The organism is Candidatus Viadribacter manganicus (genome assembly GCF_001679665.1).
Classification (GTDB): Bacteria; Pseudomonadota; Alphaproteobacteria; order Caulobacterales; family Aquidulcibacteraceae; genus Vitreimonas; species Vitreimonas manganica.
Genome location: NZ_CP013244.1, coordinates 3,000,385 through 3,022,564, shown reverse-complemented (window position 1 = coordinate 3,022,564; position 22,180 = coordinate 3,000,385). Strand labels below are relative to the sequence as shown.

24 protein-coding genes are annotated in these 22,180 nt (G+C 62.8%); 5 read left to right on the top strand and 19 right to left on the bottom strand.

The annotated features are described in order from the left end of the window. Positions 1-84 precede the first annotated feature (84 nt). Positions 85-693 (top strand): hypothetical protein, encoded by a 609-nt coding sequence (locus ATE48_RS15485; RefSeq protein WP_066773030.1) that lies wholly within the window; start codon positions 85-87, stop codon positions 691-693. Here the strand turns inward: ATE48_RS15485 and ATE48_RS15480 are convergent. The 3 genes from ATE48_RS15480 to murB all read right to left on the bottom strand — a co-directional run bounded on the left by ATE48_RS15480 (position 690) and on the right by murB (position 4,314). Continuing rightward, positions 690-1,847 (bottom strand): cystathionine gamma-synthase, encoded by a 1,158-nt coding sequence (locus ATE48_RS15480; protein ID WP_066773028.1) that lies wholly within the window; start codon positions 1,845-1,847, stop codon positions 690-692. The two genes, ATE48_RS15485 and ATE48_RS15480, sit on opposite strands and share 4 nt — an antisense overlap. An 83-nt stretch (positions 1,848-1,930) precedes the next feature. Continuing rightward, complete coding sequence (locus ATE48_RS15475; RefSeq protein ID WP_066773026.1) at positions 1,931-3,298, bottom strand: pyridoxal-phosphate dependent enzyme; 1,368 nt, start codon at positions 3,296-3,298, stop codon at positions 1,931-1,933. A gap of 104 nt (positions 3,299-3,402) precedes the next feature. Continuing rightward, a complete protein-coding gene (gene murB / locus ATE48_RS15470; protein WP_066773025.1) occupies positions 3,403-4,314 on the bottom strand; it encodes a UDP-N-acetylmuramate dehydrogenase in 912 nt (303 codons plus the stop codon). A gap of 100 nt (positions 4,315-4,414) precedes the next feature. Between murB and ATE48_RS15465 the strand changes: the two genes are divergently transcribed. Next, positions 4,415-4,783 carry a DUF6491 family protein gene (locus tag ATE48_RS15465; RefSeq protein WP_066773024.1) on the top strand — a complete coding sequence of 123 codons (369 nt, stop codon included), beginning with the start codon at positions 4,415-4,417 and terminating at the stop codon, positions 4,781-4,783. A gap of 18 nt (positions 4,784-4,801) precedes the next feature. Further along, positions 4,802-5,167 carry a DUF6491 family protein gene (locus tag ATE48_RS15460; protein ID WP_066773023.1) on the top strand — a complete coding sequence of 122 codons (366 nt, stop codon included), beginning with the start codon at positions 4,802-4,804 and terminating at the stop codon, positions 5,165-5,167. Positions 5,168-5,171: 4 nt separating this feature from the next. Here the strand turns inward: ATE48_RS15460 and ATE48_RS15455 are convergent, their stop codons facing one another. Continuing rightward, positions 5,172-6,041 carry an HAD family hydrolase gene (locus ATE48_RS15455; protein ID WP_066773021.1) on the bottom strand — a complete coding sequence of 290 codons (870 nt, stop codon included), beginning with the start codon at positions 6,039-6,041 and terminating at the stop codon, positions 5,172-5,174. Positions 6,042-6,223: 182 nt separating this feature from the next. On the opposite strand from ATE48_RS15455, the gene ATE48_RS15450 reads away from it, so the two are divergent. Continuing rightward, positions 6,224-7,765 carry a vWA domain-containing protein gene (locus ATE48_RS15450; RefSeq protein WP_066773019.1) on the top strand — a complete coding sequence of 514 codons (1,542 nt, stop codon included), beginning with the start codon at positions 6,224-6,226 and terminating at the stop codon, positions 7,763-7,765. A 57-nt stretch (positions 7,766-7,822) separates the two neighbouring features. Next, positions 7,823-8,215, top strand: a complete 393-nt coding sequence (locus tag ATE48_RS15445; protein ID WP_083197393.1) for a hypothetical protein — start codon at positions 7,823-7,825, stop codon at positions 8,213-8,215. Between the two features lie 42 nt (positions 8,216-8,257). Here ATE48_RS15445 and murC read toward each other — a convergent pair whose 3' ends face one another. The 15 genes from murC to rsmH form a co-directional block, all read right to left on the bottom strand. Then, positions 8,258-9,673 carry a UDP-N-acetylmuramate--L-alanine ligase gene (gene murC, locus ATE48_RS15440; RefSeq protein ID WP_066773017.1) on the bottom strand — a complete coding sequence of 472 codons (1,416 nt, stop codon included), beginning with the start codon at positions 9,671-9,673 and terminating at the stop codon, positions 8,258-8,260. 69 nt (positions 9,674-9,742) lie between these two features. Then, the gene (locus tag ATE48_RS15435; protein WP_066773015.1) at positions 9,743-9,943 is read right to left on the bottom strand and encodes a hypothetical protein; all 201 of its coding nucleotides are present in this window, start codon (positions 9,941-9,943) and stop codon (positions 9,743-9,745) included. A gap of 13 nt (positions 9,944-9,956) precedes the next feature. Further along, positions 9,957-10,298: a hypothetical protein gene (locus ATE48_RS15430; RefSeq protein WP_066773012.1), complete on the bottom strand. Its 342-nt coding sequence runs from the start codon at positions 10,296-10,298 to the stop codon at positions 9,957-9,959. Next, on the bottom strand, positions 10,295-10,837 hold the full coding sequence (locus ATE48_RS15425) for an RNA polymerase sigma factor (protein ID WP_066773010.1): 543 nt from the start codon (positions 10,835-10,837) through the stop codon (positions 10,295-10,297). The genes ATE48_RS15430 and ATE48_RS15425 overlap by 4 nt, the downstream gene beginning before the upstream one ends. Positions 10,838-10,844: 7 nt before the next feature. Then, positions 10,845-11,234, bottom strand: coding sequence for a hypothetical protein (locus ATE48_RS15420; protein WP_066773009.1), 390 nt, complete (start codon positions 11,232-11,234; stop codon positions 10,845-10,847). Next, positions 11,234-11,377, bottom strand: a complete 144-nt coding sequence (locus ATE48_RS19855) for a hypothetical protein (protein WP_156767806.1) — start codon at positions 11,375-11,377, stop codon at positions 11,234-11,236. The genes ATE48_RS15420 and ATE48_RS19855 overlap by 1 nt, the downstream gene beginning before the upstream one ends. A gap of 90 nt (positions 11,378-11,467) precedes the next feature. Continuing rightward, positions 11,468-12,559, bottom strand: a complete 1,092-nt coding sequence (gene murG / locus ATE48_RS15415; RefSeq protein WP_066773007.1) for an undecaprenyldiphospho-muramoylpentapeptide beta-N-acetylglucosaminyltransferase — start codon at positions 12,557-12,559, stop codon at positions 11,468-11,470. 3 nt (positions 12,560-12,562) lie between these two features. Continuing rightward, entirely contained in the window at positions 12,563-13,705 is a 1,143-nt protein-coding gene (locus tag ATE48_RS15410; protein ID WP_083197392.1) for an FtsW/RodA/SpoVE family cell cycle protein, read from the bottom strand. Further along, complete coding sequence (gene murD, locus ATE48_RS15405) at positions 13,702-15,129, bottom strand: UDP-N-acetylmuramoyl-L-alanine--D-glutamate ligase (protein ID WP_066773005.1); 1,428 nt, start codon at positions 15,127-15,129, stop codon at positions 13,702-13,704. Before murD ends, ATE48_RS15410 begins: the two co-directional genes overlap by 4 nt. A gap of 64 nt (positions 15,130-15,193) precedes the next feature. Continuing rightward, positions 15,194-16,339, bottom strand: a complete 1,146-nt coding sequence (mraY, locus tag ATE48_RS15400; RefSeq protein ID WP_066773003.1) for a phospho-N-acetylmuramoyl-pentapeptide-transferase — start codon at positions 16,337-16,339, stop codon at positions 15,194-15,196. Next, positions 16,332-17,735: a UDP-N-acetylmuramoyl-tripeptide--D-alanyl-D-alanine ligase gene (locus ATE48_RS15395; RefSeq protein ID WP_066773001.1), complete on the bottom strand. Its 1,404-nt coding sequence runs from the start codon at positions 17,733-17,735 to the stop codon at positions 16,332-16,334. The genes mraY and ATE48_RS15395 overlap by 8 nt, the downstream gene beginning before the upstream one ends. A 2-nt stretch (positions 17,736-17,737) precedes the next feature. After that, on the bottom strand, positions 17,738-19,180 hold the full coding sequence (locus ATE48_RS15390) for a UDP-N-acetylmuramoyl-L-alanyl-D-glutamate--2,6-diaminopimelate ligase (protein ID WP_066772999.1): 1,443 nt from the start codon (positions 19,178-19,180) through the stop codon (positions 17,738-17,740). A gap of 9 nt (positions 19,181-19,189) precedes the next feature. Next, the gene (locus tag ATE48_RS15385; protein WP_066772997.1) at positions 19,190-20,827 is read right to left on the bottom strand and encodes a peptidoglycan D,D-transpeptidase FtsI family protein; all 1,638 of its coding nucleotides are present in this window, start codon (positions 20,825-20,827) and stop codon (positions 19,190-19,192) included. After that, on the bottom strand, positions 20,824-21,153 hold the full coding sequence (gene ftsL / locus ATE48_RS15380; protein ID WP_156767805.1) for a cell division protein FtsL: 330 nt from the start codon (positions 21,151-21,153) through the stop codon (positions 20,824-20,826). Before ftsL ends, ATE48_RS15385 begins: the two co-directional genes overlap by 4 nt. Continuing rightward, a complete protein-coding gene (gene rsmH, locus ATE48_RS15375; RefSeq protein ID WP_066772993.1) occupies positions 21,135-22,109 on the bottom strand; it encodes a 16S rRNA (cytosine(1402)-N(4))-methyltransferase RsmH in 975 nt (324 codons plus the stop codon). The genes ftsL and rsmH overlap by 19 nt, the downstream gene beginning before the upstream one ends. Positions 22,110-22,180 lie beyond the last annotated feature (71 nt).

Genomic DNA, 22,180 nt, shown 5'->3' with positions numbered 1-22,180 from the left:
TTTTAGGCGCCTTGCCCACTATCCCCCGCCGCCGGGAACCCAAACCTTGCCGCCTCGCAATTCGGCGCAGCACAAAATCTGCGCATGCCGACACCGATCTTCCTTGCGCACCCGCGCGGCGCCGAAAACCACGCTCGCGGCGTAGCCGCTGAACTCAAGGCGCTTGGCTACGAGGTTCGAAGCTACACGCCCCAAGCGCAGCGCGCGGGCGCACATAAGGTCGTTTTGTTGTGGTCGCGCGCAGCGTGGGGGACGCCCGCGCTCCGGGCGGCGGCGCGAAAGGCGCACGCAACGGGGTCTCTCGTTTGCGTACGGCTGGATGCTGCGCCGCCGCCCGTGGAGGGGGCGCATCTCCTGCCGCTAAAGCGCAACGGCTCGCAACGCACCGCTTGGCGACGCGCGCTCAGCAGCTCACCGCGCGCGACGCCCGCGCGCACATCCGCACCGCCCGCCACGCGCTCGACCAAGCGCGCGCGCCGGACCGGCGCTGCGCCAAAACCGGTGGTGGAGAAGAAAATGCAAGTGAAGGAAAAGAACAGTCGATTGTTCGCGATCGCGCTCACAATCACGCTTCTTGCTGCAACAGGCGCGGGCTACGCCTACGGACGCTACCCCGCTTTCGCCGCGCCGATCGATCAAGCGGCGTCGGCGGCGTATACAAAAGCCAGCGAGATCGCCGCGCTCGCGCCCTAACCCAACGCTTCTTGAATGTCGGCGATTAGGTCTTCGACGTCTTCGATACCGACGGAGAAGCGCACGAGGCCATCGGTGAGGCCGATTTGCTCACGCAGGTGCTTGTCGACGGAGGCGTGTGTCATGATCGCCGGGTGTTCGATCAGGCTCTCGACGCCGCCGAGCGATTCTGCCAGCGAGAAGAGCTTTACACGCTCGAGGAAGGTTCGCGCTGGTTCGAGGCCGCCTTTGAAGTACGCCGTGATCATCCCGCCGAAGCCGCCGGTCATTTGCCGCTTGGCGATCTCGTGCTGCGGGTGATCGGTGCGGCCCGGATAGACCACACGCTCGATCTGCTTTTGATCCGCCAGAAAATCCGCAATCTTCGCGGCGTTCTCGCAATGACGCTGCACGCGGACATGCAACGTCTTCGTCGAACGCAACAGCAAGAAGCTGTCCCACGGCGCGGCGATGCCGCCGACAGCATTCTGCGTAAAACGAAGCCGGTCGGCCAACGCATCATCCGTGCAGATCAGCGCGCCGCCGATCACGTCCGAGTGGCCGCCAATGTACTTCGTACACGAATGGCTGACGATATCGGCGCCAAGCGCCAGCGGATTGGTCAGCACCGGCGTAGCAAACGTGTTGTCCACCACCGTGACAACACCCTTCGACTTTGCAAGGCGCGCGATGGCGGCGATGTCGATGACTTTCAGCAGCGGATTGGTCGGCGTTTCCAGCCAAACCATCTTCGTATTCGACTTGAACGCCGCTTCGGCCGCGTTGAGGTCGGTTAGATCGGCGCGCGTGTAGGTGATGCCGAATTGCTTGAACACCTTGTCGAACTGACGATAGGTGCCGCCATACACATCATCCGACAGAACGACGTGATCGCCCGAAGCCAGCAGGTGAATGCACGCCGCCTGCGCCGCGAGGCCCGACGCGAAGTTAAAACCGTGCCGGCCGCCTTCGAGCGAAGCCAGATTTCGCTCCAGCGCCTTGCGCGTCGGGTTCGCCGAGCGCGCATAATCGTAATCTTCGATGATCACGCCCGGGCTTTGCTGCACGAATGTCGACGTTTGATAGACCGGCGTCATGATCGCGCCCGTGCTCGGATCAGGCTCCTGGCCGGCATGAATGCAACGCGTGCCAAAGCGCTTATTGTCGTCGTGCATGGTCGCTAGTCCTTACTGGGGTTCGGTGCCGCAGGCCGCATTCGTCATTCCGGTCACGCTTGGCGCGCCCAGATGACGGACGATCATCGCTTCCCGGACAGATATTCAATCAGGTCGATCTTGGAGATGACGCCAACGACATTCGAGGAATCCACAACGACGGCGACGTTATCGCCGGCGAAAATGTGAAAGAGCTCTTCGATGCGCGCCTTCGGGTAGATCAGGCCGCCAATCGGCGTGGCGACGGTTTTGGCAGGCGCGTTGAGATCAAACACGCGCTTTTGCATCTTTGAGAGAATGTCGCTCTCGTGGACGATGGCGTTCAGCTTACCGCGCTCGATGAGCGGAATTTGGCTGACGCCATTCTCGCGCATCAGATCGACGACTGACTTAATCGAAGAGTCGGCGTCGGCCGTGATCGGCTTCGTCTTCAAGTTCTTCAGCATGTCCTCGACGAAGCCCAGCTCGCGTTCGGTTTCGGTGAAGCCGTGCTCCTTCATCCAGCCATCATTCAAGAACTTCGACACGTAGCGGTTGCCATGATCGGGCAGCACCGTCAGCACCACCTTGCCCGGCCCGAGCTCCTTGGCGATCTCGACGGCGACGTGGACGTTCGAGCCTGAAGAGCCGCCGCAGAAGAGCCCCTCTTCGCGCACGAGGCGGCGGGCCATCACGAAGCTGTCGCGATCATTCACCTGGCGCATGTCGTCAACGACGGAGAAATCCATCGCACGGCATTCGATGTCCTCGCCGATGCCCTCAACCATATAGACGTGCGCTGTCGGCAGCGTCTTGGTGTGGAAGAGATGATAGTGCACCGAGCCCAGCGGGTCGGCGCCGATGATCTTCACGTTCGGCGCGTGCTCTTTAAGGTAGCGACCAACGCCCGAAACCGTGCCGCCCGTACCGGTGCCGCCGACGAACGCGTCGAACTTGCCGCCATCGGTGTCTTCGAAGATTTCCTTGCCGGTCGAATGATAGTGCGCGTCGATGTTCCAGGAGGAATGATACTGATCGACGTAGAAGGCGCCCGGCGTGTCTTCGGCGATCTTCTTGGCGACGTTGACGTAGTGCTCCGGTGAGTCACCGGGAACGTCGGTCGGCGTGATGATCACTTCAGCGCCGTAGGCCTTCAGCGAGTCCTGCTTTTCCTTCGACATCTTGTCCGGCATCGTGAAGATGCAGCGATAGCCTTTGATCGCCGCCGCCATCGCGAGGCCCTGACCGGTATTGCCGGAGGTGTTCTCGACGATAAGTCCCCCGGGCTTGAGGACGCCAGTCTTCTCAGCCTGCTCGATGATGTAGTTCGCCATCCGGTCTTTGATCGATCCGGCCGGGTTCAGGTATTCGCACTTCACCCAAACTTCCGCCGCGCCTTCGGGCACGACCTTGTTGAGCTTCACGAGCGGCGTGTTGCCGATCGCGGCAAGGATATTGGGCTTCAGACGCATAAGGCGGAATCCTGGGAAATTTTGTTTGGCCGGGGTTTAGAGCGGCGCGGCCCGAAAAGCCACACCGGCCCGGTGGCTCCCTGCCATGCAGCGCCAAAATCGCCTCAGCCGCGCCCGATCCGCTTGATTTCCCACTCAAGTTGAATGCCGTGCTTGGCTTTCACCGCCGAGCGGACCTCTTCGCCCAGGCCCTCGATGTCGGCGGCAGTCGCTTCGCCGGTATTGATCAGGAAGTTGGCGTGCAGCTCACTGACTTGCGCGCCGCCGCGCCGATGGCCGCGCATTCCCGCTTCGTCATTCAGCTTCCAGGCCGAGAGCTTCTCGCCATCGGGTCCGATTGGGTTTTTGAATGTTGAGCCGCCAGTCTTCTCTCGGATCGGCTGCGAAGCTTCGCGCCTTGAGGTGATCTCAGCCATGCGCGCGGTAACCGCGGCTGGATCGTCCGGCGCGCCTTGGTAAGTGGCGCTCAAAAAGATGAGCCCACCCGGCAGCGCGTTGTGGCGATAGGTGAATCCAAAATCCTTGTTCGTCAGCGTCACGCGTTTGCCTTGGCGATCCATCGCCACCGCTTCGATGAGCACGTCCTTCGTCTCGCTGCCGTAGCACCCCGCATTCATGGTGAGCGCGCCGCCAATCGTGCCGGGAATGCCCGCGTAAAATTCGAGACCCGCAATGCCGGCCTTGGCCGCCGCCTTCGCAACCATAGCATCGAGCGCACCAGCGCCGGATTTCACGCGCGATCCATCGAGCGTCTCGATCTGGGCCCATTGACGCCCCGCCAAGCGCACCACAACACCAGGCACGCCGCCATCCCGCACGATGAGGTTTGAGCCGACACCGATCGGCAAGAGCGGCGCGTCTGGATTCAATTGAGTCAGAAACGCGGCAAGATCGTCTTCATCCGCCGGAAGGAAGAGCGCGTCCGCCGGTCCGCCGACACGAAACCAGGTAAACGGCGCGAGCGTTTCGCCGCGCAGAAGCTGGCCGCGTACTGTTGGCAGGTCGAGTTCACTCATTGTTGAACGGGTATCGCAGGCTTTTGAGCCCCGTCAACGCGGCGGCCGCTCGCGTAGCGCAACGGACCGTCCCATACTCTTCTCAGGAAGGACGCGCTCCATGATCCGCATTATCACCGCGATATTCTGCCTCTGGACGCTGGCCGCTTGCGCCAGCACCGCCCCAGCCAGCGAGCAAACCACAAGCTCCCAGGACTGCTTCCGCAGCGAACAGGTGAGCGGCTACAGCTATGTGGACAACCACCACATCAGCCTCCGCGTCGGCGCGAACCGCTCTTACGTCCTCACCACGATGTGGAATGCACGCGACCTCGACTGGTCGCATGCCATCGCGATCCGCTCGGCGACAGGCCGCATCTGCACCGGCAACGGCCTCGGCGTCGACCTCATTGGCGGCGATCCACAGCGCACTTACGCAGTTTCCGAAATCATACGCGCGCCTGAAGACCAACCGGTCGAAGGCAGCTAACTCACACAGGAGTTCTCTATGCTTCGCTTTGCTCTAGTGGCCGGCGCGCTCGCCCTCGGCGCCTGCGCCTCCTCCACCGCTGATACAAGATCGCAAAGCGCCAGCCGCGATTGCTTCCGCTCGCTCGATGTCCGCGGATACAGCGTCGTTGACGATCACAGCGTCAAGCTTCGCATCAGCCCGGCGCGCGAATACATTCTCACCATCCCGCAAAACTCGCGCGACCTCGATTGGACGCACGCGATCTCGGTGCGTTCATCGTCCAACTTCATCTGCGTAGGCGATCCGTCCGGCGTGCAATTGCTTGGCGGCGATCCGCCGATGCCGTTCCAAGTGACGAACATCGAGCGCGTACCGCCAACCACGGCGGATCAGGGCAGCTGAAGCTTTAGGCGTTCACCTGCAGTCCGGCGCGCAACGCGATACGGCCAAGCGCGCCCTTTACGATCACATCAAGCTGGCTCTTCGGCTGATAGTCAGCCGGCGCCACGTAACTCACGCGATCTTCCGCGATGAGGCGCGCCACTTTGTCGAGACTACGCGGCTCGGTCCATTGATAGGGATCGAGCACCGCAATCGCGCAGCCGCCTTGGCTGGTGACCATCTTCATCGACGGAATATCGGTATCGCCATCACCGATGAAGATCATGCGCTCGAACGGCAGCTCGCGCGCATCGTTGTGCATCCAGCGATTGATGGCTTCCGTATCGTGGACGTTGTCGATGCCTTTGTTGATACGGAAGAGAAATTGCGTCTTGGTTGTGTAGTTGATCGCAACCCCTGGCCACTTCGCCTCGCCCTTCGCGTCATAGAGAAAGCGTGACGCGAACACTTGGCGGAAACGCGGAAACAGCGGGCAGCCTTCGATCATCTCGTAAATACCCGACGAGACGATGTAATGATCGAGCTGCAGGCCGAGATCGTCTGCGAACGCATCGACACGGTCGAACCAGTGATCGAGCCCATCGAAGAAATCCGGATCGGCGCCGTTTTCCTGCAGCTGCTTGCGCGTCACCGGATGACCCGCAGCGCGCGCGCGATCCAGCATGAGGTGCATGTAGACGAGGATCTCGTCGGCATCTTCAAGCTTGGCGAGACGCTTCACTTCCATCCAGAAGTCGGCGTGCTTCATGCCGGCGATATCAGGAATGAAACTGCGTTCCTGCAGATTGCCGCGCGCGAGCGTGCCATCGAAATCATAGACAATAGCGGCGCGGAGCGGCTCGCGGCGTGGCTTGCGGTGGGCGGTATCGGCCATGACATCCGGGCTGCGCGGAGTCGGGGCGCTCCGTCAAATCGTTCCGCAGGCGATTATATGCGGCGCGCCTACACAGACTTGTCATCGCCGCGCTCGCCTCCTCCCGAGCTTGTGAGTAGCGGGCTGCGCGCAGTGCGAGATGCTTTGTGTGTCAACAACTGGCGTTCATGAGGGGGACGAGCATGAGGAACTGGCGCAAAGCAGTCGCGCTCACAGCAATCAGTGCTTCGCTTTTGTGGACGCCAGCTGGCGTCTCGGCGCAACAAAACTTTGAGCAAGGCAATGAAGGTCTCTGCCGGCGCGCGCCGGCGCCCTTGGTGCTGGACGCAGAGATCGAGCGCGCGGCTCGGAACATCCAACCCAGCACGAGAGCGCCTCCGCCACCGGCAGCGGTCACTGAGCCTTCTGCCGATGGGGCCAGCGCTGAGGACGAGGAGGCAATCGTCGTCACAGGCGCTCGGATCGTGCGCCAAGATTTTGAGGCGATCAGCCCGATGACAACGGTCGGCGCTGAAGAACTTGAATTAACGGCAACGCTCTCCACGGACGGCCTATTGGACCCAGTAGAGCCGGACACCGAAGCAAGCTCGGGATTTGGACGCACAGAAAGAGCGCAGCCGCGCCCGGAAGCGGGGCTGCTGACTGCCGGCGATCATGACGATCTGCTCAATCCAGAGCTTTATGCCAACTATGTCGATAGCTTCCTGGAAAACGAAGAGTTCGATGGCGTGCCACGTGTCGATACGCGCCGCGTGCTAACGATCCAGGTTGAAGATCGCGCGGGGCGGCCACTGCCCTTCGCCAACGTGAGACTGACCTGCGGCGACGGCAATCAGCTGACTCTTGCAACCACGGCCGATGGGACGGCGGTATTCTTCCCTGAACTCGACCGACTGGGCGCACGGGTTGCGGTTTCCGTGGACTATCGCAGCCGTCGCGAGCCGATGTCGCGGTCAGTTGTGATCGGCCGCACCAGTCGCGCGCAGATCGAGACCGTGCGCACAGAATCGCTCGCCAGCCCCATCCGCAACTTCGATCTGGCGCTTGTCGTCGACACCACCGGCAGCATGTCGGATGAGCTGGAATATCTGAAAGTCGAACTCGACTCTATCTTGGGAGGTCTCCGCGAAGAGCACCCAAACGTCGACATACGCGTTGCACTCGTCGCCTATCGCGACACGACGGACGAGTACATCACGCGCACTTTCAGCTTCGACGGTGACGTCTCAACGATACGAGGTCATCTGTCACGCCAGCGTGCGAGTGGCGGCGGCGACTATCCCGAGGCCGTCGAGCAAGCGATGGCGCGCGCGGTAGCGCTCGACTGGCGCGAGAACGCGGTGCGCTCGCTCTTGTTCGTCGCCGACGCACCGCCGCACGCGGAAGATGTCGCCACCACCTGGCGCTCAGCCGAAGTGGCGCGCGCCAAGCGAATTCAGATCGTGCCGGTGGGCGCGTCCGGTGTCGGTCCGGGGGCCGAATACATGATGCGTGCGATGGCTGCAGTGACTCAGTCCCGCTACATCTTCCTCACCGATGACAGCGGCATCGGCAATCCACATGCGCCACCGGCTGTCGATTGCTATCTGGTGACGAGCCTAGAAAGCAGCATCCAGCGCGTCCTCAACGGTCAAATCTCGGGCCGCCGCATCGAACCGGATCGCGCTGAAGTGGTTCGTGCCGTTGGCCGCTACAACAACGGCCGCTGCCGCCGGAGCACCTAAAACGAAAGTCCGCGGGCTGCGCTCAGACGTGGCCCGCGGACGCAAGCGGCGCTTGCCATGTGGGGCGGCATAAGCGTTAGCTTGGCCCCGGAGACCACCGAATGCGTAACACCCGAAACCTACGCGCTCGCCGCGTACGGGCAAAGTACGGCCCCGGCTCCAGCACAAGCTCCGGCTGAGGCGAGCGCGTCCGCATTGCCAGTGAATGTCGGCGAGTGTGTACAAACAACAATCGCCGAGACCTGCCCTCGCCTTGAGGGCGTCGATGATAGCAGCAGCACCGTTGTCTATGCGAACGGCGCCAGCCAAGTCTCCGACGATATCGCGCCCGCCATCGCCCCATCGCGAGCGGGCGACAGCGTCGAGCTTTGCCTTGTCAGTGTTCCGGAGAACTGCCCGCCGGGAGACGATCGCGGCCGGATCTATGCCGCAACCAACGCGCACCGGTGAAACCTAGACGCTTCCGGATTCGCAGTACATGTGCTGCGGCGCCTAAGCCGCCGCAGCGCCCAGCTTGGCTGGCAGCGCATTGGCATACGCGGTGATATCGCCGGCGCCGAGGCACACCACGATATCGCCCGGCTTGGCTTCCGCGCGCACGAACCCAGGCAAATCATCTAGGCTACCCAAGCGCCGCGCGTCGCGATGGCCATGGCTCTTCAAGCTTGCCGCGAGCGTATCGGCGCAAACACCATCGATCGGCGCTTCACCGGCGGCGTAAACATCAGCCACCGCGACGATGTCGGCGTCGTTGAAGCAGGTCGAGAAGTCCTGAAAGAGATCGCGCAAACGCGTAAACCGGTGCGGCTGCACCACCGCGAGCACGCGCCCTTCCGTCATTTCGCGCGCCGCCGAAAGCACAGCGGCGATCTCGACCGGATGGTGTGCGTAATCGTCAACGATACGGACTTCATTCCAATAGCCGGTCGTGGTGAAGCGGCGCTTCACACCGGCGAATTTCTTCAAACCATTGCGAATGCCGGCGTCGGTGACACCAAGCTCACGCGCAACCGCGATTGCCGCGACCGCGTTCTGTACGTTGTGACGGCCCGCCACCGGCAAGAAAAGATCATGCATGGTGACGCCCGGCCCCTCGCCCTTGCGGCGCGCAACCACGTCGAACGTCGAGCCATCGCGTGAGGGGCGCACGTTGACGGCGCACACATCAGCCTGCGGGTTGAAACCGTACGAAATGATGCGGCGATCGCGCACCTGCGCGGCCAGCGCCTGTACTTGTGGGTGATCGAGGCACATGACGGCAAAGCCGTAGAACGGAATGTTCTCAACGAACGTCTGGTACGCCGCGTTCATGGCTTCGACCGAGCCGTAATGGTCAAGGTGTTCAGGGTCCATGTTGGTGACGACGACGGCGGTGGCGCGCAGGCGCGTGAACGTGCCATCGCTTTCGTCGGCCTCAACCACCATCCACTCGCCTTCGCCCATGCGTGAATTGGCGCCGTAAGCATTGATGATGCCGCCATTGATGACGGTCGGGTCTTTGTCGCCCGCGTCCAGCAGAGCCGCGATCATTGAAGTCGTCGTCGTCTTGCCGTGCGTGCCGCCGATCGCGACCGTCCACTTCAGGCGCATGATCTCAGCGAGCATCTCGGCGCGCCGTACGATCGGCACGCCGCGCGCCCGAGCCGAATCGACCTCGGCGTTGCCGTGCTTGATCGCTGATGAAATCACCACGACCCCGGCGTTCGCGGCGGCCTCGGCCTTGTGGCCAATGGTGACGTGAATGCCTTGCGCGCGCAGGCGCTCGATGTTGGCGCCGTCCTTGGCGTCTGAACCCGTCACCTCGTAGCCGAGGTTCTTCATCACCGCCGCGATACCGGACATGCCGATGCCGCCGATGCCGACGAAGTGAATTGGACCGGTGTCGAACGGAATAGCGCGGCGGATCATGGTTTCCCCTAACCGCGCTAGTATAGGCGGGCTCTACGGCGCATCAAAGGCGGCGTAACGAAGGTCGTGTTAGCGGATGCCGTGTTTGGCGGCGAACGCATCGACCGGGAAATACTGCTCGGCCTGCTTGTCCGCGATCTGCAGGTTCTGCTGACCTTTTTGCTGGAGCTCACGCGCCTTGCGTACGGCGTCCGCGGGCGTGTCCGCCTCGCCGATGGGCATCGGCTTCGGCAGCGTCATCATCTGCGCAAGTATCTGGTAGCGTGCCATCCCGCCCTCTTTCTCAAGTCCGCGTCAGAGCGGTCACCCGCAGGATCGCCCGAGAGCGCGCCAACACAGCGCGCGGCCCCTCAAGCGTCCAGAGCGCCAGCACATAAGCGACCGCAAGCAGGCCCGCAACCAACAGCAGCGGCTGCAGCTCCGTCAGACCAAGGCCAAATGTATGCGCCAAGGGGAAAATGAGGCCGATCATCGCGAAAACGCTAGTGATGCGGAACGCGTTCCGACGCGCCTGGCGGCGGCGTGCGCGTTCGCCGGTGTGCACAAGCACATCATAGCGGAACGCCGGGTCCGGCGACGTCGGGGCCTCTCCGAGGAGCGCGGCCAGTTCAAGATCGTCACTCATCGCTCAACTCCGACCCCGAGCGCGGCCTGCAGGCGCGCCCGGCCTCTGGTCACGTGGGATTTCACCGTGCCCAAGGGAAGCCCCAAAATGTCTGCGGCCTCGCCATGAGTGAATTCCTGACCGAGACAGAGCGCAAGTGCGGCGCGCTGATCTTCAGGCAATTCTTCCATCGCTTTGCGCAGCGCCAGGCGCTGACTGGCGCGTTCGGGCGTTTCATTCGTCTCAGTGTCGCTCAAATCGGCGTAGGCGGTTTCGCGGATTTCGCGGCGGTTCTGCGAACGGCGCGCACGTCGCCAATATTGAAACGCGATGCCGCAGATGAAGGTCCGCAAGGCCGACGAGCCGTCGAAGCGATGAAGTACTTCCCATGCCCGGGCGAACGCCTCCTGCGCGAGATCATCCGCGTCGGCGTAATTGCCGGTCACGCGCCGCAGAAAGGCGCGCACCGCCCCCTGATGCGCGTCGACGAGACGGCCGAAGGCGGTGAAATCCCCGCCCCGCGCCAGGCCGATGAGTCGCGCTTCTTCCCCTGACTCCATGGCCTGGTCAGGGGCGTCGTGAAGTCAGCGTGAGAATAAGCGCGCCGATGGCGAGAATGCCCATCGTCACCGCGACGATCAAGAACGCGAACGACCAGCTCTCAGCGCGGATGTACCACCAACCGACGGTGAACCCGGCTGAGAGCGCGGCGAACACGAAGAAGTTCCAGCCGTTCGACTGTTGCGGCGCGGCCTGTCCCGGCGCCTGCCAATCGTTCTGCGCCATGCGCAACAATTCCGGCGGCGGTTCCTTGCCTTGATCAACGTAGGACTTGATCAAATTCATCACGTCGCGCGAACGGCGTTCGCTCGAACTCATGCCCCAAAGGCCCATGCTCATCCCGAAGATCGGAAACAGGAGCCACCAAAAATCGCGAAACAATTCTTCTAGGTTCATCACTTGCGCTCCAGCTTCTCGCGGGCATCGCGGATGACTTGATCCTGGTACGCGCCGGTCCGGGCCGCGCCGAGAATCGCCATCACCATCCCGAACACCGGAAACATCAGCCACCAGAAGTCACGGAACAATTCCTCACTCATCTCGGGATCCTCCCTGGCGCCCGCTTTCGGGCGCTTTATGATCCTCTACCGCCGCCGAGGGCGATCCTGGATGCAGGGGGATTACGAGATTTAGAGCGAGATGCGCTCGGCCAGATCGGCCAGCGTCTTGGCTGCTTCCGGCTTGGCGGCGGCGCGCGCGGCGGCGGCGCAGACGGCCAGCCCGTGCGGGTCAGCCAAACGGCGCTCCAGGAGCGCTGCCAGCGCGCCGGCGTTAAACTCGCGCTCGGTGAAAAGATCAGCCGCGCCCACCGCAGTCAGACCCTCAGCGTTAGCGGTCTGGTGGTCGTCGGCGGCGGCCGCGAACGGCACCAAGATCGCCGGCCGCCCGGCCACTTGAAGTTCCGTCACCGATGAGGCGCCGGCGCGCGAAATCACCAGATGCGCAGCGCCCAAACGCTGCCCCATATCCTTGAAGAACGGCGCGACCTCCGCGCTCACACTCGCCGCCTGATAGGTCTTTTTCACATCCTCGACCTGCTCTTCGCGCACTTGATGCACGACATCGAGCCGCGCGCGCAGCGCCGGCGCCAGCAGCGAGATCGCAGATGGGATCACTTCGCCGAACACGCGCGCGCCTTGGCTGCCGCCAATGATCAGCAGTTTGAGCCGCCCACCTGCTGGCGCTTCCGGATAAGGCCGTTCACGCACCGCCAGGATCGGCAAGCGCACCGGATTGCCGACGACATGCTTGCGCGGCGCCGCGTCTCCCGGCAGCCGGTCCAAGCGCTCAAAGCCGCACGCGATGATCGAGGCGCTCGCAGCCATCGAACGATTGACGCGGCCAAGCACAGAGTTCTGTTCGTGAATAAGGATCGGCACCTTGTGCGCGCGCGCCGCCATCAACGCCGGAAACGACGGATAACCGCCAAAGCCCGCAACCAAGGCAGGCGGCAACGTCTTGAAGCGCGCTTTGGCTTCGTTGATGCCCTTCCAAATTTTGAACGCCGCTGGGATCGCCGTAATCGGGTTCGCGGAGATCGACGCCGCCGACACATCCTCGATGCGCTCGGCCGGAAATCCTTCCGCGTAACGGCGCCCGCGCGCGTCCGTCATCAGCACGACGCGCCAACCGCGCCGAAACATCTCTTCAGCAAACGCGGCGGCGGGAAACAAATGTCCCCCAGTTCCACCCGCAGCAATGACGACGACTTTTTTTGTCATGTTCTAATCGCGTCTACGTCCCGCATAAAGATATGCGCCGGGGCGATCTCTTAGAAGGGAAAGACAGCACCCCAAGGCCAAAGCCGAGCCGATCATCGAGGAGCCGCCGAAAGAGATGAAGGGCAGCGTCATGCCCTTCGCTGGCAGCAAACTCAAGTTCACGGCGATGTGGATAGAAGCTTGTGCGACGAGCAACGTAATCAAGCCCGAGGCTGCAAGTTGTTCGAACGGCTCATTTAATCTGCTCGCGCGCGAGAGCCCGCGGAACGCAAGCGCGCCAAAAACCGCGATGAGCCCGATTGAGGCGATGAGGCCGAACTCTTCGGCAGCGACCGCATACACAAAATCAGCGTGCGCATCCGGCAGGCGCGTCTTGATCACGCCTTCGCCGGGTCCGCGCCCGAAGACGCCCCCCCCCGCAATCGCATCAAGCGCGCGGCTCACTTGGTAGGCAGCGCCGCCTTCAGGATTGAGGAATGCATCCACCCGCTCGCGCGCGTGCGGATAGAACGTGTAAATCGCCCAAGCACTCAAGCCCGCCAAAACGCCGCCGCCCAATACATAACGAAGCGCAACGCCCGACAAGATCAACAACGGCGCCAGACACATGCCCAGAAGAGCCGTTTGGCCAATGTCCGGCTGCGAAAGCAAGACTGCGGCCGTGACGCCGTAGAGCGTCAACGCAATCGTGCGCCCCGGAAAGCCCGGCTGCTTCATGCTTTCGCCGAGCATCCACGCCCAAACGATGATGAGCGCCGGTTTCAGAATCTCAGACGGCTGCAGCGAGAAGAAGCCGATATCGAACCAACGCTGCGCGCCCTTAATTTCCGGCCCGAAGAACGAGGCAAGCAAAGCCAGCGGCAGGAAGATCGCAACCGTGATCGTCGCGGCGCGGCGCAATTGGCGCGGATCGAGCGACGCCGCCACCATCATCGCCACGACGCCAAGCGCCGCATAAGCGGCCTGGCGTCCAGCAAAGTAGAACGCTTCTTCGATACGGATGCGCGCCGTCGCCGCCGGGCTCGCCGACATCGAAAACAAAATACCGAGCGTGAACAGGATGCCGGCGATGACCAGAAGCGGCCGGTCATAGGTCCGCACCCGCTCCAGCGCCGCGCCAAAGCGTTCGGCGATCGCGGCGCTCAAGCCGCGCCTCCGTTGCGCTTGCCGCTCGCGCCGTCACTCAAGGCGGCGACGAATTTCTTGAACTGATCGCCGCGATCTTCGTAGCTCTTGAATTGATCGAACGAGGCGCACGCAGGCGAGAGCAGCACAACCGGATGCGGCTCGCCCGAAGCTTTCGCGTCGGCGAACGCCATCTTCACCGCAGCTTCGAGATTGCCCGACATCGCCACCGCGACCTTGCCGCGCAATACGTCGGCGAAATCGCCCGCCGATTGGCCGATCAGATAGGCCTTCGCCATGCGCGGGAAGAACGGCGCAAGCTCTTCGATGCCGCCCTCTTTGGCGACGCCGCCCGCAATCCAATAGACGCGCGGATAAACCGCGAGCGCCTGCGCAGCTGCGTTGGCGTTCGTCGCCTTGCTGTCGTTGACAAAGCGCACGCCTTCGATCGCGCCGGCGCGCTCCAGGCGATGCGGCAAGCCGGCAAAGCTCGTCATCGCTTGTGCGATGATGCGATGATCAACACCCAGCGCGCTCGTCGCCGCAAAAGCTGCTGCTGCGTTCTGCGCGTTATGTTTGCCCTGTAGAGCCGGCGCCGCCGAAAGATCTGCAACAATCTCGGCCCGCCCGGAAAGGCTGTCGATCACCTTGCCATTCAGCGCGCTGACACCGCGTCCGAGCGCTTGGCCCGAGGAAATCGGCGCAACGTGTTGCGCCGCACCGCGCGTCAGCTCCGTGCACGCCATCGCGCAATAGGAATCGTCAACGCCAATCACGGCCCAATCGGCTGCGCCTTGATTGAGGAAGATGCGCTTCTTGGCCGCCACATAAGCGGTCATGTCTCCGTGACGATCCAGATGGTCCGGCGTCGTGTTGAGCCACACCGCCACGTCGAGCCTGAGGCTCGATGTAAGATCAAGCTGGAACGAGCTGAGCTCGACCACATAGAACGCGCCCGCATGCAGCGGCGCCTGCTCCAGGATCGCATCGCCGATATTGCCGCCAAGGCGCGCGTCTTTGCCGGCTTCCTTCAAGATATGCGCGATCAAGGCCGACGTCGTCGATTTGCCATTGGTGCCGGTCACGCCGATCACTTTCGGACGTTGCGTGACGGGCAACGCGTTCACGGCGCGCGCGAAGAGCTCGATGTCGCTGACGATCGGCACGCCGGTCGCTTCGGCGAGCGTCACGACGCGATGCGGCTCGGGAAATGTCAGCGGCACACCGGGCGAGAGTACAAGCGCGGCAAACGTGCGCCAATCGCGGCTATTAATGTCGGAAACCGGCACGCCCGCCGCTTCCGCCTTCGCCCGCGTGACGTCGTTATCGTCCCACGCATGCACGCGCGCGCCGCCGGCCGCGAGCGCACGCGCTGCCGCAAGACCAGTCCGCGCTAATCCGAACACCGCGACGTCGCGGCCCTTAAATTCCGTGATCGGAATCATCCGATCGCCTCCAACCCGTCGTGAGCGTGCGGGTGTGCGCCGCTTCGCGCCGTTAACGCAACTCTTAACGCAGCTTCAGTGTCGCAAGGCCGGCGAGCGCGAAAATAAACGCGATAATCCAGAAGCGGATCACGATCGTCGGCTCTTGCCAGCCAAGCTTTTCAAAGTGGTGGTGGATCGGCGCCATCAGGAACAAGCGCTTGCCGGTGCGCTTGAATACCGCGACCTGCAACATCACCGAAAGCGTTTCGAGCACGAACAGACCGCCAACGATGGCAAGCACGATCTCGTGCTTGGTCGCCACGGCGACGGCGCCCAACAATCCGCCAAGCGCCAGAGAACCTGTATCGCCCATGAACACGCGTGCCGGCGGCGCGTTGTACCAAAGAAAACCGAGCGAGGCGCCAAGCAATGCGCCCAGGATCGTCGCGAGTTCGCCAACGCCCGCCACGTGCGGAATGCCAAGGTAGGCCGAATAGTCGACGCGGCCGACGAGATAACAGATCACGCCGAACGTTCCCGCCGCGATCATCACCGGCACGATGGCCAAGCCATCGAGGCCGTCCGTCAGGTTCACAGCGTTGCCGAAGCCGACGATTACGATCATCGCGAACAGCGCATAGAATGCGAGCAATTGAATGCCCCAGCCCTGAATGAACGGCAGCGCCACGGCAGTCAGCGGCTCGCCGAGCCAGAGTGCGTTCCAAAAGCCCATAATGTCGTGGCTTTGGCCTGGCGTTGTCGCAATCCACTCCGCAACCAACATTGCGATGGCGGCTACCGCGGCAATCGAGAACTCAAACGCCAACCGCAACTTTGCGGAAAGCCCGCCGTGATGCTGCTTTGTCACCTTTGCGAAGTCGTCGACGAAGCCTATCGCCCCGAAACCGACCGTCACGACCAGCACCGACCATACGTAGGGATTTTGCAAATCGGCCCACAGCAGCGACGAGATGCCGAGACTGATCAGAATTATGAGCCCGCCCATCGTTGGCGTGCCCTTCTTCGTCAGCAAGTGACCGGCCGGACCATCCTCACGGATCGGTTGGCCCTTGCCTTGCTTTTTGCGCAACCAGCTGATGAACGGCGCGCCGATCGCAAACGCGATGATCATGCCGGTGAACATCGCACCGCCGGTGCGGAACGTGATGTAGTTGAAGAGATTGAAGAACTGCGAGCTGTCGCTGTACTGCGCTAAGAGCTCAAGCATTCTTATCCCCATTGAGGCGCTGCAATGCAGCCACCACGCGGCTCATCTTCGAGCCGTTAGAACCCTTCACCAACACGATGTCGCCCGATCGAAGCGAACCCGCAATAATCGGAATCAGCGCGTCTGAGTTTTCGGCATAGCCGCCGCGGCGCGATGCGGGAAGCGCCTCCATGAGCGCCGCCATCCGCGGACCCGCCGCAAACACAGCATCGATGCCCGCTTGTTCGAGGGGCTGCGCAAGCCCTGCATGATAGGCGCGCTCTTCCGGCCCGAGTTCCAACATATCCCCAAACGCGACGATACGGCGTCCGCCCGGGCCAGGCTGGCGCGCGGCAAGTGTAGCGATTGCTGCAGCCATTGATGCAGGGTTGGCGTTGTAGGAATCATCCACAAGCATGAACGCGCCGAACGGCGCCGCCACTTGCTGTGCAACACCGCGCCCATCAAAAGCCCGGAGGTGCTCAAGCGCATGCGCCGCTGCTTCAAGATCAGCGCCGACAACATCGGCCGCCGCCAGCGCCGCGACCGAATTCAGCGCCCAGTGCGCGCCTTCAACACCAACGCGATACTTTATCGTGCGCCCGAGGATCTCCGCTTCCGCGTTTGAACCGGTTGCGTCCATGTCGAAGCGCAAGAGGCGCGCCTCGCAAACCGCATCGCGCCCGAAGCGCACCATATTCGCGCCATTGCGCTCAGCCGCCGCGATCAGCCGCTCCGCGTGCGGCGCTTCGTTTGGAATGATCGCTGACCCACCGGGCTCGAGCCCGGCGTAGATATCGCCCTTCTCGTCGGCGACGGTTTCAAGCGAGCCGAGGTTTTCAACGTGCGCGGGCGCGATTGTCGTCACCAACGCGGCGTGCGGCTTCACCAATTGCGTCAGCGGCAAGATTTCGCCGCGATGGTTCATCCCGATCTCGAACACCGCGAATTGGCTCTCGCGCGGCATCCGCGAAAGTGTCAGCGGCACGCCCCAATGGTTATTGTAGCTCTTCACCGAACGATGCGTCGGCCCGCTCGCAGCAAGACAAATCGCCAGCGCTTCTTTGGTCGAGGTCTTGCCGACAGATCCGGTCACCGCAACGCGCTTGGCGCTCGAACGGTCGCGCGCCGCTTCACCAAGCTTGCGCAAACCATCCAGGACATCATGCACTGCAAGCGCCGCGCCTAGACCTTCGATCTTGCGCGCATCCGAAATCAACGCCGCACTTGCACCCGAGACAAACGCCTGCGCCAAAAAATCGTGACCGTCGCGCACATCCTTCAGCGCCACGAACAAATCGCCCGGCTCAAGCGAGCGCGTATCGATCGAAACGCCGGTGACGCTCCATGACTCACCATTGAGAAGTCGCCCGCCCGTCGCGGCCTGCGCTTCTTCCGCGGTCCAGAGTTCACTCATATTCAGCTCTCCAGCGCAGCGCGCGCGATGTCCTGATCCGAGAACGGATGCGTGACGCCCTTGATGATTTGTCCAGTCTCGTGACCCTTGCCCGCGATCATCAGCGCATCGCCGGCTTTCAGCATCGCAACAGCCTCGCGGATCGCTTGCGCGCGGTCGCCAATCTCGGTCGCGTTTGGCGCGGCTTTCAAAATCTGCGCGCGGATCGCAGCGGGATCTTCGCTGCGCGGATTGTCGTCAGTGACAATTACAATGTCGGCCTGACGCGCGGCAATCGCGCCCATCTTTGGCCGTTTATCGGAATCGCGATCACCGCCGCATCCAAACACGGCGATGATCCGTCCGGGCGCGTGCGGACGCGCGGCGCGCAACAGCACATCAAGGCCATCCGGCGTGTGCGCGTAATCGACAAATACGTGGCCGCCGCTCTTGCTCTGACCGATATGCTCCATGCGGCCCTTCACCGGCTTGAGCTTCGCCATGCCAGCAAGCACCGCTTCCAGCGCCTCACCCGTAGCCAAGGCTAGCGCCGCTGCACAAACAGCGTTGAGCGCCTGGAACTCACCGATCAGCGGCAACTCAACCTTGTGCTCTTTGCCATCCCACAACAGCACCATCGTCTGAGCATTCGGACGCGGCAGTATCTCCACGATCTTCAACGCATGTTCGCGCGGCGCACGCCAGCCGCAGAGCACGACATCCAATTCGTTCTGCTTGGCAGCTCGTTCGAAAAGATCAGCGTCGGCCGCGTCAGCGTTGATCACCGCTGGTCCGCCAACGCGCACGAGCTCCCAAAGCTTGAGCTTTGCGTCGCGATAGCTGGCCATATCTAAGTGATAATCAAGGTGATCCTGCGTCAAGTTGGTGAAAGCGCCCGCGGCGAAGGTGACGCCAACAACGCGGTGCTGCTCCAGCCCGTGGCTGGACGCTTCCATCGCAACATGCGTGACGCCCTGATCTGAAAGCGTCGACAGCGACTCGTGCATGGCAGCCGGATCAGGCGTGGTGTGGCCAAGATCAACCACCCCGTTCGGACCGATGGCCCCAAGAGTGCCTAGACTTGCCGCACGCTTACCGGCGTGGGTCCATATTTGACGGAGAAAATCGACAGTGGAGCTTTTGCCGTTCGTGCCCGTGACGGCGACAATCGTCCGGGGCCTGCGCACATAGAAAGCAGACGCCGCAAGCGCAAAATCCCGGCGCGGCTCCTTTGTGACAACTTCCGCGATACCAGGATCGAAGCCGAGGTCGCCCGCCGATAGCACTGCAACGGCGCCATTGGCTTTGGCCTGCTCAACGAAATCGCGACCGTGCGCGGCGACGCCCTTGAGCGCCGCGAACAAAAAGCCCGGCTTCACTTTGCGTGAATCCGCGGTGAGACCGGTAATATCAATCGCCCCGGCGCCCTCAGGGACGCCGTAGTCAAAGAGATCGCCGAGCTTCATTGCCTCTCCCTACCGCGCCGCGCGGTCCGGCTCCACACGCAAACCAAGCATGGGAGCGATGCGCCTCAATGTCCGCGCCACCACCGGCGCGGCGACCAAGCCACCTGCTTCGCCCGCGCCTGTATCATCAAGCGCGACCACAATCACATAGCGCGGGTCATTGGCTGGAAATACGCCTGCGAAAGAGGAGAAATTGCGGCTTTGATCATAGCCTTGGGCGCCGCCCGGCTTCTCGGCCGTGCCGGTTTTGCCGGCCATGACCAGCCCGCGCACGTCGGCGGCGCGCCCGGTGCCTTCTGTGACCACGGCGCGAAGATAGAGCATCACCTGCCGCGTGACGTCGGGTGTGAATATCGGCGTGCGCACGATCTCCGCATCCGGCGCTTGCGCCAGGATCGTCGGCGCAACGCGCGCGCCATTGTTGGTGAACACCGTGTAGGCGCTCGCCAGCGAAGCCTGCGTCGTCGCCAAGCCATAGCCAAAGCCCAAACCGGCAATGTCACGGCGCGTCTGCGCTGGCGGTGCGAGCGGCGCTTGGCGACGACCAAGCTGCAACGTGGTTGGTTGCGTCAGCCCAAGGCGATCGAGATAGGCGCGCTGGCGCGCACCGCCCAAGCGAATTGCCAGCCGCGCCGCGCCGACATTCGACGAATGCGTCAGAATGTCCCGAAGCGTTGCGTAGCCGGTGATCGGCTCATGATCGGCGATCATGGTGTTGTCGAGTTCGAGCGGCTGGCTGAGATCGAACAACTCGCTGGAGGTCGTCACTTCCTCCTGCAGCGCCATCGCCACCGTGAACGGCTTGATCGTTGAACCCAATTCATGGAGATCGCCCGACACCCGGTCGCGCCGCGCGCTCTCGAACGAGCGCTGGATTTCGTTCGGATTGAATGCCGGCCAAGAGGCCAGCGCCAAAGTCTCGCCGGTGCGCCCATCAAGCAGGATCGCTGCGCCGCCCGTTGCGTGCGAAGCGCGCGCGGCTGCGTCAAGTTCGGCTTCGAGCGCATACTGCATGCGCACGTCGAGCGAGAGCCGGACTTGGCGCCCTTCTGCGCCCGCGGCGCGGATCTGCTCATCGAGCCCAAGCTCAACGCCAGCCTGCGGATTGAGATCGATGCCGGTGAAGCCAACAACGTGCGCAGCCAACACACCTTGGGGGTAGTCGCGATGATGCTCAAGCTCCGCGCCGATGCCCGGCAAGCGCAGCGCAACGACACGATCGCGCTGCTCTTCGCTCAAGCCACGATCGAGATAGACGGTCGTCTGCGCGGTATTGTTCAAGCGGCGCAGCAACGCTTCGCGCTGAAGCCCAGGAAAGTGCTGCATCAGCACGTCCGCGGTTTCGACCACGTTGCGCACGCGGGCAGGTTCAGCCGTCAGCGCCCAGGCGCGCACCGTGGTGGCCAGCAAAACGCCATTGCGATCGACGATGTCAGCGCGTGGCAACGCAATCGCTGCATGTGCATTGTTCGGCCGCGCCAGCGGGTCCCCGGAAAACGCCAGCTGCACCGCCCGCCCAGCCAGCAAAAGCAAGATCGCAAAGATGCTGATCGCAAGCAGACGCACGCGATTGCGCGCCGGCGCAGCTTCAAGCGGCGCCTGCATGCTCACGCGTGCGTAGTCGTTGCTTGCGCCCAGCGGCCTCACTCGCGCGCCTTCTGCTCTTGAGGCTGCGGCGGCGGCAGACGGCGCGCGATTTCGCCCTCAGGAAGCGCCGCGCTCTCGCTGCCGACAACATGCCCCAGCCGCTGTTCGTTCAATTGCTCGATCCGCGCCGGGCTTTCCTGTTCGGCGATGTGGGCGCGCAGTTCGCGAATGCGAGCTTCCCGCTCGGCGATCTCGCCATTCAAGCGGCGCACTTCCGCTTCGGTGCGTGCGGCATCGCTCTTGGCGCGATAGACGCCAACGGCAAGCACAACGACGATCAGCGCCGCCGCGACCTGCAACCACCGTTTCACTGTAATTTTTGCCATTCCGCCTCCGCCCGCGGCGCCAGCGCCGGCGGTTCAAGCTCATCCCAGGCCGGTGCATCGGTTCGCGTCGCCCAACGCAAACTTGCAGAACGCGCACGCGGATTGGCCGCCGTCTCCGCATCACTCGAAACCGTCGCGCGCTTGCGATCGATTGAAAAACTCGGTGTGCGCTCCGGCGGCAGGTCTGGCGCATAGCGTGAGCCGCGTCCCTGCGCATCGGCGCGTTCGGTGATGAAATGCTTCACCATGCGATCTTCAAGCGAATGAAACGACACCACTACCAAACGCCCGCCCGGCTTTAGCGCGCGCTCCGCCGCCGAAAGCCCGCGCGCCAATTCGCCGAGTTCATCGTTCACGAGCATGCGCAAGGCTTGAAACGTTTTCGTCGCCGGATGCGTGCGCGCGCCTCTGCGCCCGCCCACGGAATCTTCCACCAGCTTGGCAAAGTGCAAAGTGCGCGTGATGGGCGCCGCCGCCCGCGCCTGCACGATCGCACGCGCGATCCGGCGGCTGTCATCATCCTCGCCATAGCGATAGATGAGATCGGCAAGCGCGCCTTCGCTCAGCCGGTTCACGGCGTCCGCGGCGCTCAAGCCATCCTTCTCCATCCGCATGTCCAAATCCGCGTCGGCCTGAAACGAGAAGCCGCGTTCGGCCTCGTCGAGTTGAAAGGACGAAACCCCAAGATCGAAGACGACCCCGTCCACTTGCTCCAGCGACAGATCGCCAAAGCGGCCTTGATGAAGCGTGAATTTACCTTTGGCTGACTCTGATAGTTCAGCGCCGCGCACTATGGCGTCCGGGTCACGGTCGAAGGCGACCACGCGGCAATCTGCACGCGAGAGCATTTCGCGGCTATAACCGCCCCCGCCGAAGGTCGCGTCTACGTAGAGGCCGCCATCCGCCAAAGCGAGCGCGTCCATCGCTTCGGCAAGGAGAACGGGCGCGTGGGACATGGCGCCTTTTGCCACGATTCACGCGCTTCCCCGCGCAAGAATCAGATAGTTCTTATCCGAAATGAACAGGA

What these genes read in the sequence shown, in the direction of transcription:
- ATE48_RS15485 (WP_066773030.1), top strand. Translation starts at nt 85, where the DNA reads ATGCCGACACCGATCTTCCTTGCGCACCCGCGCGGCGCCGAAAACCAC.
- ATE48_RS15480 (WP_066773028.1), bottom strand. Translation starts at nt 1,847, where the DNA reads ATGCACGACGACAATAAGCGCTTTGGCACGCGTTGCATTCATGCCGGC.
- ATE48_RS15475 (WP_066773026.1), bottom strand. Translation starts at nt 3,298, where the DNA reads ATGCGTCTGAAGCCCAATATCCTTGCCGCGATCGGCAACACGCCGCTC.
- murB (WP_066773025.1), bottom strand. Translation starts at nt 4,314, where the DNA reads ATGAGTGAACTCGACCTGCCAACAGTACGCGGCCAGCTTCTGCGCGGC.
- ATE48_RS15465 (WP_066773024.1), top strand. Translation starts at nt 4,415, where the DNA reads ATGATCCGCATTATCACCGCGATATTCTGCCTCTGGACGCTGGCCGCT.
- ATE48_RS15460 (WP_066773023.1), top strand. Translation starts at nt 4,802, where the DNA reads ATGCTTCGCTTTGCTCTAGTGGCCGGCGCGCTCGCCCTCGGCGCCTGC.
- ATE48_RS15455 (WP_066773021.1), bottom strand. Translation starts at nt 6,041, where the DNA reads ATGGCCGATACCGCCCACCGCAAGCCACGCCGCGAGCCGCTCCGCGCC.
- ATE48_RS15450 (WP_066773019.1), top strand. Translation starts at nt 6,224, where the DNA reads ATGAGGAACTGGCGCAAAGCAGTCGCGCTCACAGCAATCAGTGCTTCG.
- ATE48_RS15445 (WP_083197393.1), top strand. Translation starts at nt 7,823, where the DNA reads ATGTGGGGCGGCATAAGCGTTAGCTTGGCCCCGGAGACCACCGAATGC.
- murC (WP_066773017.1), bottom strand. Translation starts at nt 9,673, where the DNA reads ATGATCCGCCGCGCTATTCCGTTCGACACCGGTCCAATTCACTTCGTC.
- ATE48_RS15435 (WP_066773015.1), bottom strand. Translation starts at nt 9,943, where the DNA reads ATGGCACGCTACCAGATACTTGCGCAGATGATGACGCTGCCGAAGCCG.
- ATE48_RS15430 (WP_066773012.1), bottom strand. Translation starts at nt 10,298, where the DNA reads ATGAGTGACGATCTTGAACTGGCCGCGCTCCTCGGAGAGGCCCCGACG.
- ATE48_RS15425 (WP_066773010.1), bottom strand. Translation starts at nt 10,837, where the DNA reads ATGGAGTCAGGGGAAGAAGCGCGACTCATCGGCCTGGCGCGGGGCGGG.
- ATE48_RS15420 (WP_066773009.1), bottom strand. Translation starts at nt 11,234, where the DNA reads ATGAACCTAGAAGAATTGTTTCGCGATTTTTGGTGGCTCCTGTTTCCG.
- ATE48_RS19855 (WP_156767806.1), bottom strand. Translation starts at nt 11,377, where the DNA reads ATGAGTGAGGAATTGTTCCGTGACTTCTGGTGGCTGATGTTTCCGGTG.
- murG (WP_066773007.1), bottom strand. Translation starts at nt 12,559, where the DNA reads ATGACAAAAAAAGTCGTCGTCATTGCTGCGGGTGGAACTGGGGGACAT.
- murD (WP_066773005.1), bottom strand. Translation starts at nt 15,129, where the DNA reads ATGATTCCGATCACGGAATTTAAGGGCCGCGACGTCGCGGTGTTCGGA.
- mraY (WP_066773003.1), bottom strand. Translation starts at nt 16,339, where the DNA reads ATGCTTGAGCTCTTAGCGCAGTACAGCGACAGCTCGCAGTTCTTCAAT.
- ATE48_RS15395 (WP_066773001.1), bottom strand. Translation starts at nt 17,735, where the DNA reads ATGAGTGAACTCTGGACCGCGGAAGAAGCGCAGGCCGCGACGGGCGGG.
- ATE48_RS15390 (WP_066772999.1), bottom strand. Translation starts at nt 19,180, where the DNA reads ATGAAGCTCGGCGATCTCTTTGACTACGGCGTCCCTGAGGGCGCCGGG.
- ftsL (WP_156767805.1), bottom strand. Translation starts at nt 21,153, where the DNA reads ATGGCAAAAATTACAGTGAAACGGTGGTTGCAGGTCGCGGCGGCGCTG.
- rsmH (WP_066772993.1), bottom strand. Translation starts at nt 22,109, where the DNA reads ATGTCCCACGCGCCCGTTCTCCTTGCCGAAGCGATGGACGCGCTCGCT.